The organism is Sphingobacteriales bacterium (assembly GCA_016700115.1).
In the GTDB taxonomy this organism is placed as follows: Bacteria; Bacteroidota; Bacteroidia; order Chitinophagales; family UBA2359; genus UBA2359.
This window is the reverse complement of the sequence record CP064999.1, coordinates 1,644,845-1,658,287: the sequence shown is the minus strand read 5'-3', so window position 1 is coordinate 1,658,287 and position 13,443 is coordinate 1,644,845. Positions and strand designations below refer to the sequence as shown.

General features: G+C 41.7%; 12 protein-coding genes. 7 read left to right on the top strand and 5 right to left on the bottom strand.

Annotated elements, in window-relative coordinates:
- Positions 1-171: 171 nt before the first annotated feature.
- From IPM47_05845 to IPM47_05825, 5 genes are all read left to right on the top strand, one after another.
- Positions 172-1,953, top strand: coding sequence for a tetratricopeptide repeat protein (locus tag IPM47_05845; GenBank protein ID QQS30463.1), 1,782 nt, complete (start codon positions 172-174; stop codon positions 1,951-1,953).
- A 93-nt stretch (positions 1,954-2,046) separates the two neighbouring features.
- Positions 2,047-2,832, top strand: a complete 786-nt coding sequence (locus IPM47_05840; GenBank protein QQS30462.1) for a DUF4292 domain-containing protein — start codon at positions 2,047-2,049, stop codon at positions 2,830-2,832.
- Positions 2,816-4,075 (top strand): peptidoglycan DD-metalloendopeptidase family protein, encoded by a 1,260-nt coding sequence (locus tag IPM47_05835; GenBank protein ID QQS30461.1) that lies wholly within the window; start codon positions 2,816-2,818, stop codon positions 4,073-4,075. Before IPM47_05840 ends, IPM47_05835 begins: the two co-directional genes overlap by 17 nt.
- A 180-nt stretch (positions 4,076-4,255) precedes the next feature.
- Positions 4,256-4,849: an OmpH family outer membrane protein gene (locus IPM47_05830; GenBank protein ID QQS30460.1), complete on the top strand. Its 594-nt coding sequence runs from the start codon at positions 4,256-4,258 to the stop codon at positions 4,847-4,849.
- 80 nt (positions 4,850-4,929) lie between these two features.
- Positions 4,930-6,633 (top strand): glycerol-3-phosphate dehydrogenase/oxidase, encoded by a 1,704-nt coding sequence (locus IPM47_05825; protein ID QQS30459.1) that lies wholly within the window; start codon positions 4,930-4,932, stop codon positions 6,631-6,633.
- Between the two features lie 10 nt (positions 6,634-6,643).
- Here IPM47_05825 and IPM47_05820 read toward each other — a convergent pair whose 3' ends face one another.
- Entirely contained in the window at positions 6,644-7,738 is a 1,095-nt protein-coding gene (locus IPM47_05820) for a glycosyltransferase (protein ID QQS30458.1), read from the bottom strand.
- Positions 7,739-8,195: 457 nt separating this feature from the next.
- Here IPM47_05820 and IPM47_05815 point away from each other — a divergent pair, with 457 nt between their 5' ends.
- Positions 8,196-8,339, top strand: a complete 144-nt coding sequence (locus IPM47_05815; protein QQS30457.1) for a hypothetical protein — start codon at positions 8,196-8,198, stop codon at positions 8,337-8,339.
- 40 nt (positions 8,340-8,379) lie between these two features.
- Here the strand turns inward: IPM47_05815 and IPM47_05810 are convergent, their stop codons facing one another.
- Both IPM47_05810 and IPM47_05805 read right to left on the bottom strand, forming a co-directional pair.
- Positions 8,380-8,883: a histidine phosphatase family protein gene (locus IPM47_05810; GenBank protein ID QQS30456.1), complete on the bottom strand. Its 504-nt coding sequence runs from the start codon at positions 8,881-8,883 to the stop codon at positions 8,380-8,382.
- A 20-nt stretch (positions 8,884-8,903) separates the two neighbouring features.
- On the bottom strand, positions 8,904-10,163 hold the full coding sequence (locus tag IPM47_05805; GenBank protein QQS30455.1) for an ABC transporter permease: 1,260 nt from the start codon (positions 10,161-10,163) through the stop codon (positions 8,904-8,906).
- A 216-nt stretch (positions 10,164-10,379) separates the two neighbouring features.
- Here IPM47_05805 and queA point away from each other — a divergent pair, with 216 nt between their 5' ends.
- Entirely contained in the window at positions 10,380-11,429 is a 1,050-nt protein-coding gene (gene queA / locus IPM47_05800; protein ID QQS30454.1) for a tRNA preQ1(34) S-adenosylmethionine ribosyltransferase-isomerase QueA, read from the top strand.
- A gap of 46 nt (positions 11,430-11,475) precedes the next feature.
- Here the strand turns inward: queA and IPM47_05795 are convergent, their stop codons facing one another.
- Together IPM47_05795 and IPM47_05790 are read right to left on the bottom strand one after the other, a co-directional pair.
- A complete protein-coding gene (locus IPM47_05795; GenBank protein ID QQS30453.1) occupies positions 11,476-12,597 on the bottom strand; it encodes a glycosyltransferase family 4 protein in 1,122 nt (373 codons plus the stop codon).
- Positions 12,579-13,349 (bottom strand): glycosyltransferase family 2 protein, encoded by a 771-nt coding sequence (locus IPM47_05790; GenBank protein QQS31396.1) that lies wholly within the window; start codon positions 13,347-13,349, stop codon positions 12,579-12,581. The genes IPM47_05795 and IPM47_05790 overlap by 19 nt, the downstream gene beginning before the upstream one ends.
- Between the last annotated feature and the right edge of the window lie 94 nt (positions 13,350-13,443).

The window sequence follows — 13,443 nt, the reverse complement described above, 5'->3', positions numbered from 1 at the left end:
TCTGTTAACGGGGTAAAAAAATGCGGCCGGATAGGATTTAAGTCATAGTATCACAATAATTTAAGCATTTTTGAACCCCATAGCCTACATCCTGTTTTTATTTACGCAACAGGGGTTTTTGGGATTACCTGTGTCTTTGTACCAAGATTATGATTTTTAACGACTTTTTTCATGGATATCATCAAATCATTCCGTTTTCATTTTTACCTGTTGATGCTGCTCTCACTTGCCGTTATCGGAAGCAGCGATACTGTATTTGCTCAAAGTAAAAAAAACAAAGATAAAAAGTCGAAAACTGAAGGTGCTGACAATAAAAGCCGGCTTTCCGAAGCAGATCAACAAAAAGTGCAAAAATTGTTTTTTGACGGACTGACTGCCAATATCAAAGGAAATACCGAAGGGGCTGTACTGGCATTTAAACAATGTCTTATGCTGGACCCCAATCACGATGCAGCGATGTTTGAATTAGCGCGAATTTACTTCGAATCACAAGATCAGGAACAAACCTTGCTTTATGCCGAGAAGGCTGCAAAAACTGACCCTGACAATAAATGGTATCAAGCCCTGTATGCTGAAACCTTATCAGTTAACTCGCGGTTTGACGAAGCAGCAAAGATTTTCGAAACCCTGACACAAAAATTTCCTGCCGATTATGATTACTACTTCGACTGGGCTTATATGCTTATTCAGGCGGGAAAATATGCCGAAGCCATCAAGGTATATGATGCCTTAGAACAAAAAATCGGCACTCTTGAAGACATCAGTATTCAAAAGCAAAAACTTTATCTGCGAATTGGTCAGTTTGATAATGCAGTCCTTGAACTGCAAAAGTTGAGTAATGCTTTTCCCAATGATATGCGCTATTTGCTTACATTGGGTGAGTTGTATCTGTCAAACAATATGCCCGATAAGGCTTTAGAGGTTTATAACAACCTGCTTAAAGTATCGCCCGACAATCCCTACGCCTGTTTAGCGCTTTCCGACTATTATTATACCCAAAACAATGAGGAAAAATTTCTTGAATATCTCAACAAAGCATTAGCAAGTTCCGAGTTGCCAATAAACGCCAAGGTACAACGGTTAAGCCCGCTGGTTGAGCAGAAATCTGCCGATCCCGTCGGGAAAACACGTATTTTTAATCTCATCGAACTGGTCGTCAAAACACATGAAAGCGAGCCTTTAGCCCATATCTTATATGCAGACTTGCTCTATACCTACGACCAAAAAGCGGAAGCACTTAAAGAGTTTACCCGCGCCTCCGAATTGGACGGCAGCAATTTTGAAGTATGGTATCAAATGCTGATTCTCAACTATGAATTGCAAAATTTCACCCAATTGGCACAACTCAGCAGCGAAGTAATCGAATTGTTTCCCAATCAACCTTACCCCTATTACTTTAACGGCATAGCCAATTTGCAGGTCAAAAGTTACGAAAAAGCGGTGAAGTCGCTCAAACAGGGTACTCTGATCAGCGTAAATGACAATAACCTTACCGCTCAAATGTATTCGCTGCTCGGTTCCGTTTACAATGAAACCAAAGAATATGACAAGTCGGACAACAGTTTTGAAAAAGCGCTGAAGCTTACCCCGGACGATGCATTGATTTTAAATAACTACAGCTATTTTCTTGCCTTGCGGGGTGAACACTTGGACAAGGCTGCCGAAATGTCGGCCAAGTCTAACAAATCAGAACCTGCCAACAGCTCTTTTGAAGATACCTTCGCCTGGGTGCTTTATAAACAGAAAAAATATGCTGAAGCCCTGACATGGATAGAAAAAGCCCTGGTTAACAGTGGAACTCCCAACGCCACTTTACTGGAGCATTATGGGGATATTCTTTACCAGCTCAACGAAATCAACAAAGCAGTCGAGCAATGGAAACTGTCAAAAGATGCCGGTGGTAACTCCGGTTTTTTAGATAAAAAAATCAACGACCGCAAATTATACGAATAAGTACGCAGTAAACGTTTACAAACTTTTGAACACCATTAAAGTCTAATGTAAACGCCTTACTTTGGAGGGCGAAATCCTAACAAAATCAAATTTATGAAAACCCCTCTCCTGCCTGCCTTGATGCTATGGTTGATTGCCGCCATATTGCCGGCATGCACCCCGGCAAAAAAAATAAGCCGTATTCCGGATGTTCCTGTCGAAAATTCGGCATCCCTGGCCTTAGAGAACAAGCTGTTGGTCAATGAGCTTCAGGCAGATTGGTTTAACGCAAAAGCACAGATTGAAGCCAGACAGGGGAGTCAAACTCAGTCTTTTGGCGCAGACATCCGGCTAAAAAAAGATTCCCTGTTGTGGATGTCGGCCTATGCGAATATAGGAATTAAAATAGAGGTTGCCCGAATGTTGATTACTCCCGACTCAGTCAAGGTGATGGATAAGTTCAACAAACGGTATTATGTCAAAAGCATCGCCTATCTGGAAACACTCGTCGGGTATCCACTTGATTTTACCACACTACAACGCATCATTTTGGGCAACAAACTGCCCGTTTTACCGGAAACCCCTCAAGTAAGTACTTTGCCGGAAGGCGGATTTTGTCTGACTGACCAATCGGACAACCTGCAATATGCAGTATTTGTCGAACCTCAAAACTATACCATCACGAGGTTATTAGTTACCGACACTGCCAATAGCCGGAATTTATCTGTAGATTTGAGCAATTATCTGCCCGTCAGCAATAAACCTTTTGCCCATAACCGCACCGTAAAGATGGCTGCAACTGATATTTATGAGGCCAAAATAGAATTGTCTAAAATAAAGATCAACGAACCTCTTGATTTCCCATTTTCTATAGGCAATAACTATGAAATTATCCGGTAAAATATCTATTCCTTTTTTCTTCAGAGGCATTATATTCTTGCTGATTATTTTGTGCTTTTGCAGCTCAAACCTCCTGTTTGCTCAAAAAAACAACAAAGCATCGAGGACTGAACTGCAAAAAAAACGCAAAGTGCTTTATGAAGACATGAACAACACAAAAGATATTCTCCGGACAACGCGCTCGGAAAAGAAAGCATCCCTGAACGAGCTAATCTTAGTTCAGAAAAAAATTCAGAACAGGAATCAAATCATTTCCAATCTGGCAGAAAATTTAGATTTGCTGGACAACCGCATTGCTGACATCGAGTTTCAAATCGATTCGCTGGGAATTGCTTTAGAAGAGTTGCAGGAAGATTATGCCAAATCGGCCCGGAATGCCTATATCAACCGGAGCGATTATCATAAATTGCTCTTTCTTTTTTCGGCAAAAAACGTAAATGATGCCTACCGGCGAATGAAATATCTGGACTATTACCGCCAATTCCGGAAAGATCAGGTACTCAGTATTTACAGTACCCACGAAACCTTAAAGTTAAAATTGGCCGACCTTCAAAAAGAAAAAGATGAACATAGCCATTTGCTAAGTAGCCGGCAGAAAGAACGGGAAACTTTGGAAGCTGAAAAGGTGAATAAAGATCAACTTCTGAAATCGCTGAAAACCAAGGAAAAGCAAATGGAGCAAAAACTTCGCGAAAAGCAAAACGCCCTTGACGACCTCAATAAACAAATTAAATCGCTCATTGCTAAAGCTACTGCTACAAATCCCAAAGGGGCAACTGATGACAAAAAACTAAAATTAGACAACAGCCCAGAAGCACAAAAACTTTCGGCAACATTTGCCTCAAACAAAGGGAAACTGCCTTGGCCTGTTGAAAAGGGAGTTATCACCGCCAATTTTGGTACCAATCCACACCCCGTGCTTAAAAACATCACCACCACCAACAACGGTATAGACATTAGTACAGAGCCTAATGCTAACGTTAGGGCGGTTTTTGACGGGAAAGTTTCTAATATTTTGTTCAATCCTACTTTTCAATGGGCGGTTATCATCAAGCATGGAAACTATTTTACAGTCTATACCAACCTAAAAGAACCAACTGTCAATAAAGGCGATCTTGTAAAAACCAAGGAAACTATCGGAACGGTTTACTTTAATGAGGATGAAAACGAAGCTATAGTGCATCTGGAAGTTTGGGAAAGCAATAATAAAATGAACCCTGCTTCCTGGTTATACCGAAAATAATCCGGTGGCTTTATTACTTATCAGAGAATTGATTCTATACAAGACTTTTTATCAAAGCAACTGAAAACAGCCCTCTTTGGCTCTACACAAGACGATGGGAAACCCGTGCTAACCCCTGACTTCATAATTTTAGTTACTTTTGCACTCAATTACTATATTTCAATAAAACAAAGTTCATTAATGAAATCATTTCTTTCTTTTTCTGCCATCTTGTTCGTTGTTTCTATTCTGGCATCGTGTACTACGAAAACACCTGAAACCGAAATCAAAGATGGGAGCGATACTACAAAAACTGAAAACTCCGGTGATGCAAACAATGGCGTTCCTCCTCCGGCTGGAGTCAAATACGGTTATCTCAATTCAATACAATTGCTTTCGTTGATGCCTGAAACCGAAGCTGCTGATAAAAAAGTAGCTGATTTTACCAAAAAAAAGGAAGCTGCTTTTAAAAATCTGATTAACAAATACGAATCCCGCGCAAAAGAACTGCAATCACGTCAGGCAGATATTCCGCCAATTGAGATGGAAAAATACGGCAAAGAATTAGCCGACCTGGAAGAACAAATTCAAAGCATGCAAATGCGGGCAGAAGGGGAAATTGCCAACGAAAAAGACAAGCTATATGCCCCGATCCTGAACAAAGCCGATTCTGTCGTCAAACAAATCGGAAAAGAAAACGGCTATACTTTTATTTATGATGCCGCCGCCCTTTTGTATGCCGATACAACCCTGAATATTCTTCCTCTTGTAAAAGAAAGAATGGGCATCAAGTAATTTATGATAAATCCGGCTTCAGCCTGTAAAACGTTGTCGAATGACCAAAGACTTTATCCAAAGATAAAGATTCCCCAAATATGGAACTTTCCCGCTCCTTTTCTGTCCTGAACCGCCAGGAAACATTAACCAAAGTACAAACAACAAAGTACGATTTGTTGGTCATTGGCGGAGGCATTACCGGGGCCGGCATAGCCCTGGATGCTGCCTCGAGAGGGATGTCTGTTTTGTTGCTGGAAATGCAGGATTTTGCAGCAGGCACGAGCAGTCGCTCGACCAAGTTAATTCACGGCGGGCTGCGATATTTAAAACAATTAGAAGTAGGATTGGTGCGGGAAGTAGGACAGGAACGGGCTTTGCTTTTCCAGAAAGCCCCACATATAGTCCGGCCAAAAAAAATGCTCCTGCCCATTATCGAAAATGGCTCTTTGGGCATTAACGCTACTTCTTTCGGGCTGTATATGTATGATTGGCTGGCAGGTGTTGAAAAAGGGGAAAGGCGTAGTATGCACAACAAAGCAGAAACGCTGGAATTGGAACCCCTGTTGAACGAACATAAACTTTTGGGAAGCGGGCTATACTTTGAATACCAGACTGACGATGCCCGCCTGACTATAGAAACCCTTAAAACAGCCGTAAAATTTGGTGCTACCTGTCTGAACTACATAGAGGTAACCGGTTTTACCTACCATCCCGAATCCGGGCAGATTAACGGAGTTAAAGCCTTTGACAATTTGCGCCAACATGCCTTGACCGTTTCTGCTAAAAAGGTGGTCAATGCTGCCGGTCCTTGGGTTGATGCCGTTCGGGATAAGGACGAAAATGTTACCGGAAAACGGTTGCACCTTACCAAAGGAGTTCATCTTGTTGTACCTTATCACCGGTTGCCATTGAAACAGGCTGTTTATTTCGATGCACTTAGCGACAAGCGAATGATTTTTGCCATTCCACGAGGTAATACAACTTATATCGGTACAACCGACACCAGCTATACCGGAAACCTAACCCGACCGCAGGTCAACAAAGCAGATGTTGCATACATTCTGGAGGCAGTTAATTATATGTTTCCAACCGTACAACTTACTTTTAAAGATGTAGAGTCAACCTGGGCAGGGCTTCGACCCCTTATCCACGAAGACGGTAAATCTCCTTCGGACTTGTCCCGGAAGGATGAGATTTTTTATACCCAAAAGGGGCTGATTTCCATTGCCGGAGGCAAACTCACCGGTTTCAGAAAAATGGCAGAGCGCGTTGTTGATGTAGTAGTCAAAGAACTCTACAAAACTGAAGGCCGTTCTGTCAAAAACTGTATCACCAATACCATCACTTTGTCCGGTGGACATTTTGACCTGGCAACCAGTATTGAAATCTATTGCGACCATCTCTTTGCTGAATTTGCCTCCTCGGGCATCTCGCGCTCCCAGTTAGAATATTTGGTGGGGTTGTATGGATCCAATACTCCCATCGTATTAGATACTTTATCGTTGATTTCACGCACTAATACCAAAAGCCTTGCAGACAGGTTGCTGCTTGCTGAGTTGAATTATTGTGTGAATCATGAAATGGTAACCAATCTGAATGATTTCCTGATAAGACGGACCGGCAGGCTTTATTTTAACCGTCCTGAAACAGAAGATTCCGTTTTTATGCTGTTGGAAGAACTGGAGGACAAGCTTTTTCTTACCAAACAACAAAAACTGCGTTATTATCAGGAGTTTGAACAGGAGTTCAATGCCGTTGTTCAGTTCAAAGAAGAATCAGAAGCTCCTACAAAGCCGGTCTGAATGGCTGACCTTATATTTGGACAATGAGACTTTCAACAGCTTGTGTTAATAAATCCTTTTTGTCAAGCAGAAGTCCGCTATACCGGACGGCTTGTGTCATTGCATTTAGCAAATCGAATTTTTGTTGAGCAACACTGTAATATAAGCCTAATTCCATACTTCTACCGGCAAGATATTCCTGTTCGGTTTGACCGGGTGTGGGAACCAAAGCCGCTTTTTTACCAATTGCAGCCAAATCCATCAGCGTACTATATCCCGATCGGGCAATGACAACCTCTGACCGAAGTAACAACCGGTTAATTGCTTCCGTGGTCAAATGATCAGTCAGGTAAAGGTTGCTTTTACGATGCTCGTTGTTTGTTTCGGTCAACCCTCTGACAACTGCAATTGAATCTGTGGTTGAAGCAGCTTGTTTTAATACCATTTCTTCAAAAATTGTCCTTTGTGGTTCCGGTCCTGAAAGCACAACTGCCGCTTTAAAGATTGGCGCATCAACCGGCAAAGAAATGTCTTTCGACATACGGGAAAGCGGGCCGATAAAACGAAACCGGGCCGGTGATAAAGGGCGGGTATGTGAAAGATTGCCACTTAGATTTTGTACCGGATCCGGCAAATCAGGTATCCAGCAAGCAGAAAACCGCCGGATAAAAAACTGATTTAACTGCCACAACAAAGGAGACAAAAACCCTAAGTTGCCGGGAGTTTGTATAAATAACTGATGGGTTATAAATACAGACGGCTTACCTTTGAGGTAGCATCCGTAACGGTTATCGGATATAACCGCATCAAATCCAAACTTTAAGTCGTAGCGTTTCAGAGCATCTTGTTCGGCTTGAATCCGGGACAGTATTTTAGGTATCTGAACAGACATTGAAATAGCCATATTTCCCCCTTCAACAGGATAGGTAATGTCGTAAGACGGGAGTTCAATCACCGGTAGATGAGGAAATTCATGTCGGAGCAAAGCTAAAGACCTGCCATCGCCCCCGATGATGACCCGTACATTTCGGGACAACAATGCAGCAATGACCGGAACACATCGGGTCGCATGTCCTAATCCCCAATTGAGGGGGGCCACCAAAATAGTCGGTACCGGTTTAGTCAAAAAATGAGAATTTGAATAGGTACTGTTTAACCTCAATGACCGGACGTTTGATTGTTCGCCCTGTATAGTCTAATAAAATACCATCAGACTTGTCAATAATGGCAGTAAATTTGCAACACGCTTTAACCATTTTGTCAACTCACTTTACAATTTTTGCATGACCTTCTGCGTTACAATGCTCAAAGATAAACGGTAAAAACATTTTTATCAACCTAATAATTCTGTATATGATTTTGAAACCCAACTTTCGGTTTTGGCTATTTGTTTGCATCATTGCAATATTGGGATTGGCACAATCCTCCTGTAATGTTTTGAAAAAATCTAAATGTAAGGAATGTCCGGTTTTTTCCCAGCAAAATTCTATGCCCGAACCGAACCATACAGCAACTATATAGCCATTTTTTTACTGAGCATCCAATTACCTGTTTATATCTCCAAATCGAGCAAAACTTAACACATGAAAAACTTACGCATCCTCATAACCGCAATTTTACTCTGTAGTTTACTAAGCAGTTGTGCTGCCATGAAAAAACGCAAATGCGACTGCCCCAAATTTTCTGAACAGACTATTCCGGCTCAAAATCAGGACATTCCCTGTTAATCTCCGGCTTTGCTTCAAAATCACCTATCAAATTTTTCCCCTACTTCAATAATTTGGGGTAACCATACAATAACAGGTTTGTAGGGGCAGAGAGTGCTTTTTTCCAATCGGTTGTCTGTATTTCAAAAGCAACCACGCTGCAGGTAGGGACCTCGTCTTTAAAGGAATAGTTGGAAAACCGGCTTGCAAGTTCTGAAAAAGTGGGATTATGGCCAAACAGCATAACCGTCTGATACTGATTGGGCAATAGAAGGATAAAATCCAACAAGGGTTCGACGTGCATGGTAAAGGTATATAGCAAAGGCTGAACTTCAATGTTCTGCGAATTAAAACCCAATTCTTTTGCTATCAGTTGTGCAGTAGTCAAAGCCCGCAAAGCCGGACTGCTAATCATGGCATCAGGCATTAGGCCCTGATTGTGTAAAAACTGCCCCATTTTTGGTGCATCTCTTAATCCCTTGTCATTTAAAGGTCTTGACTCGTCTGCAAGACCGGGATGATCCCAACTTGATTTTGCATGGCGCACAAAATAGATCTGTTTCATACCAAAATGATTTAACCCGGTTAAAAACGTTGTCTGATTGCCTCAACGGGGTTCATCCTTGCGGCACTCAAAGCAGGAACAAACCCCGACAATACTCCGACAATTATGGACAACAGTAGTCCGGTTCTTACATTATTGATAGAAACGACCAACTTAAAACTTTCGATAAAACTATTGCCCACAAAACTTAGAATCCAAACCAGCAAAATTCCAAAAAGACCACCTATAATGCAAAGGAAAATGGCTTCTATCAGAAATTCAATCAAAATAAAGAAATTTTTTGCGCCAAGCGACTTTTTTATCCCGATGATACCGGTTCGCTCTTTGACCGACACAAACATAATATTGGCGATGCCAAATCCGCCTACTAAAATAGCAAAAATACCGATAAGAAAACCGGCAATGTTGATGACGGCAAAAACACTGTCAATCACCGAGGTAAGCAAACTCATTTGGTTGAGCGCAAAATTATCCTCTTCCCGCGGTTTCAGTTTTCGTTCTGCACGCAAAACGCCTCTCAAATCGTCCTTTAATTGTTCGAGAGAAACCCCTTCGGCAGCTTTTACAGCAATGAGTGGCATCATGCGCTCGTTGTTTGGGTCAACATAGCGCCGCATAAAATTGTAAGGAATAAATGCCACTTCGTCAAAACCATCTCCCAACAAACTTTTCCCTTCCCGTTTCAGAACCCCTACAACAGTCAGACGTTTGCCTTTCATTTTCACCTCCTGCCCGACAGCGTGCGCATAGTTTGGGAATAAGTTCTCGGCCAAAGTGCTTCCTAAAATAATGACATGACTTCCTTGTTGTGATTCGAAGGAAGTAAAAAAGCGCCCGTCTTCAAATTCAAGGTCGAAAATGTTGCCAAATTCATGGGTTCCGGCAGCCATAGGCACATTTTCAACAATATTATTCAGATGTTTGAGATCCTGCCCCTGAACAATTATTCTCAGGGTTACAGCTTCTGCCGAAGGCACTTTGCTTTCAATGGCCTTAAATTCATTCAGGTTAGGTATCGGTCGTCTGATATATTTCCACCAGTTCATCGAAGGGTCTTCGTCCCATGGGAAACGGTCTATAAAAACCACATCATTCCCCAGTCGCTGAAACGATTGTTTGATGTTACGCTGAACACTCTCCACCATCATTTGCACGGCAATGACACAAAAAATTCCAATAGTTATGCCTAATACCGATAAAAATGTGCGCAATCTGTTATTCCATAACTCCTGTAAGGCCTGTATAACAGCCTCGGTAAAAATTTTGAAGAAAACGAACACAGTGAAATGCTTTAATGGAAATATTAGTGTTAAAGCTGTCCAATTGTTTACAAAAATAACAGCTATTTATCTCTAATCGGCATAAAAAAGCTATTTTTGCCCTCTTTTTAAACAAGGCCATACAAATTAGAAAACCTTTGACTAAACAGAGTTGTTTTGTCCGATAGATTATTATCAAACGCAAACCAACAATATAAACTTCCTTTTTCTTAAAATATGAAACTATCCGAATTTAATTTCAATTTACCTAAAGAACTAATTGCGCAGTATCCTGCTGAAGTAAGACACGAATCACGGTTGATGGTAGTTAACCGCAAAACCGGCACCATCGAGCATCGCATATTCAAGGATGTGCTCAATTATTTTGACGACGGCGATGTCATGGTCATCAATAATACCAAAGTGTTCCCTGCCCGTCTTTACGGAAAAAAAGAAAAAACAGGTGCAAAAATCGAAGTCTTTTTACTCAGAGAACTCAGCCCTACCAATCGCCTTTGGGATGTGTTGGTTGACCCTGCCCGCAAAATCAGAGTAGGCAATAAGCTATATTTTGGTGATAATGACGAGTTGGTTGCTGAAGTGGTTGATAATACTACTTCAAGAGGCCGCACCATCCGGTTTTTATTCAACGGGACAAACGAAGAATTCAGAGCCATTTTGGGAGTTTTGGGAAGTACTCCGCTTCCAAAATATATCAAACGCAAACCCGAAGACATAGACAAAGAGCGCTATCAAACTGTTTATGCCAAAGAAGAAGGAGCAGTGGCAGCACCTACAGCAGGGTTGCACCTTAGTACCGAACTTATGAAAAGATTGGCCATTAAGGGAATTGATTTTGCAGAGGTAACCCTGCATATTGGGTTGGGTACTTTCAGACCTATTGAAGTGGAAGACCTCTCTAAACATAAAATGGAAGCAGAATACTATAGTATTCCGGATGAAACTGCTGAAATGGTTAACCGCGCCAAAGAAAAAGGGAACAAGGTTTGTGCCGTAGGTACCACCTCAGTACGAACGTTGGAATCATCGGTTTCTGCAACCAATTTACTCAAACCTTCTTCCGGCTGGACTAACCTGTTTGTCTATCCCCCTTATGAATTTAAAGTGGTGGACTGCCTGATTACCAATTTTCATTTGCCTCAAACCAGCCTTATTATTATGGTCTGTGCATACGCCGGTTTTGATTTGATTATGAAAGCTTATGAAGAGGCGGTGAAAGAAAAATACCAGTTTTTCAGCTACGGAGATGCCATGCTGATCTTGTAAACCGTAATTTCAACTTCCATACTGCCCTTAAAATAACCGGCATTTTTCAGGGCGAACTTAATACCGATTGGTAAATATCATAGGTGTTTGCTGCGGTTTTTTCTTTTGAAAACTGTTGAATATGCAATAACGCATGACGACTCAACTGTTGAGCAAATTCCGGATTTTGCAATAGCCGTTGGACGGCTAAAGTTAACGCATGACTATCGCGAGCCGGAACCAATAACCCTGTTTTTTCCGAAATTACCATTTCTCTCACCCCTCCGGCATCGGTTGCCACAACAGGGATGCCGCAAGCCATAGCATCGGCAATTGATGTGCCCAGGCCTTCTGCTATTGAGGTACTTAAAAACAGGTCAAATTCTGCCAAAACATCGGCGACATCTGAACGAAATCCGGTGAAAATGACATGGGGTAACAGCCCTTTTTCCGCTGCATATTCGTTCAGTTTCCTGAACAAATGCCCCTGTCCTACAATCACAAACCTTGCTTTTACCCCGGTATCCATCAAATTTCGGGCAGTGTCCAAAAAAGTCAAATAATCTTTTTGTTCGCTCAAAGCACCGGTGTTTCCGATGATGTACTCATTATCGGGAATTTGAAATGTTTTCCTCAAAATTCCTGAGGGTACGGGGTTTGAAAATTTGTCTAAATCAATTCCGCTATACACCCTAATCAGCTTTGAAGGGTCGGAAACTGCCTGTAACAATACCTGTTTAACTGCATCAGACACACAAATAATCCGCTTTATCAGGTGGTGATTGTATTTGTAACGGGAATAAGCCCCCTGTTTAACGGGATAATCAACTCTTCTTGAAAGTATCATCGGAATCCTGTTCCCAAACACATCAGCCGCTAAAACTCCGAATTGATGCGCATGTGGGTCGTGCAGGTGAATAAGGTTAATTTGATGCCGGCGGCAGATTTCCTTGATTCTCCATGCAAAAAAAAGGTTAAAACTGAATACTTTGGTGATTGCGCTGAATGACATTCCTTTTTCTTCACAAAAACGGTGCATGGCAGAACCACGCGTACACACTATATGTTGGGTAAGACCTGACCGTTTGCTCAGCTCATCAACAAGGTATGCAATTTGCTGCTCACCACCCCTCCAGGTTCGGGCGGTCGAAACATGTAAAAGCCGGATATTTATCGGGGTTGGTTCCACAGTTCTTTAAGTTTAGCATAGCGCAAAAAAACAGCGTAAGCAGAGTTAAAACTGATGATAAAACCAAAATAACCATCTAAAAACCCGAGTTTAACAAAATAAGACCAGATAAAACTGACCATTGGTTTACACCAAAGAAAATAAAGGGTGGGCTTTTTACCTTGTTTAAACAACTGTTCAGCTCTGATACTGCTGAATTTGTTGATTTGCCCTAAATGCTGGGCAACTGATTTAATGGTATAGTGCATTAAATCCCCATTTAGACCCGAAGTTGTTGCCCCTAAATCCATGATAAGCCGGTCGTGTGGATTTACTCCCCCCCATTGCCCTTTGGTTTTGTTCCACAAACGCAGTTTGCGGTCGGGATACCAGTTGCCATACCTGATCCAACGACCACAGTAATTGTTTAACCGGTTGAGGTAATAACCATCGTAATCCGGGTGCTGTTTTACCTCAAGAATACTCTTCCTGAGCAATTCGGAAAGTACCTCATCGGCATCTAATGACAAAATATAGGGGTATTTGGCCAAAGTCAGTGCGTAATTTTTTTGTTCAATATGCCCTTCAAATTTGTGTTGTACAAAATGAACTCCTTTTTGATGGCAAATTTCCGAGGTAGCGTCTGTAGAATACGAATCGACCACGATAATTTCATCGGCAACACCTGACAAAGAATCTATACAAGCTCCTATATTGTCTGCTTCATTAAAGGTAATGATGACCGCCGAAATGTTTACAGGATGAGGTGACATAGAAAAAGCGGTATAGGTTGTGGCGGTAAAATTACGACCTAATCCGGTACTTTTACCAACCAAACCAAACCGCTTCAAACGCAGCGCAACACCA

Bases quoted from the DNA above. Each gene is read 5' to 3' on its own strand.
- IPM47_05845 (QQS30463.1), top strand. From the start codon at position 172: ATGGATATCATCAAATCATTCCGTTTTCATTTTTACCTGTTGATGCTG.
- IPM47_05840 (QQS30462.1), top strand. From the start codon at position 2,047: ATGAAAACCCCTCTCCTGCCTGCCTTGATGCTATGGTTGATTGCCGCC.
- IPM47_05835 (QQS30461.1), top strand. From the start codon at position 2,816: ATGAAATTATCCGGTAAAATATCTATTCCTTTTTTCTTCAGAGGCATT.
- IPM47_05830 (QQS30460.1), top strand. From the start codon at position 4,256: ATGAAATCATTTCTTTCTTTTTCTGCCATCTTGTTCGTTGTTTCTATT.
- IPM47_05825 (QQS30459.1), top strand. From the start codon at position 4,930: ATGGAACTTTCCCGCTCCTTTTCTGTCCTGAACCGCCAGGAAACATTA.
- IPM47_05815 (QQS30457.1), top strand. From the start codon at position 8,196: ATGAAAAACTTACGCATCCTCATAACCGCAATTTTACTCTGTAGTTTA.
- IPM47_05810 (QQS30456.1), bottom strand. From the start codon at position 8,883: ATGAAACAGATCTATTTTGTGCGCCATGCAAAATCAAGTTGGGATCAT.
- queA (QQS30454.1), top strand. From the start codon at position 10,380: ATGAAACTATCCGAATTTAATTTCAATTTACCTAAAGAACTAATTGCG.
- IPM47_05790 (QQS31396.1), bottom strand. From the start codon at position 13,349: ATGTCACCTCATCCTGTAAACATTTCGGCGGTCATCATTACCTTTAAT.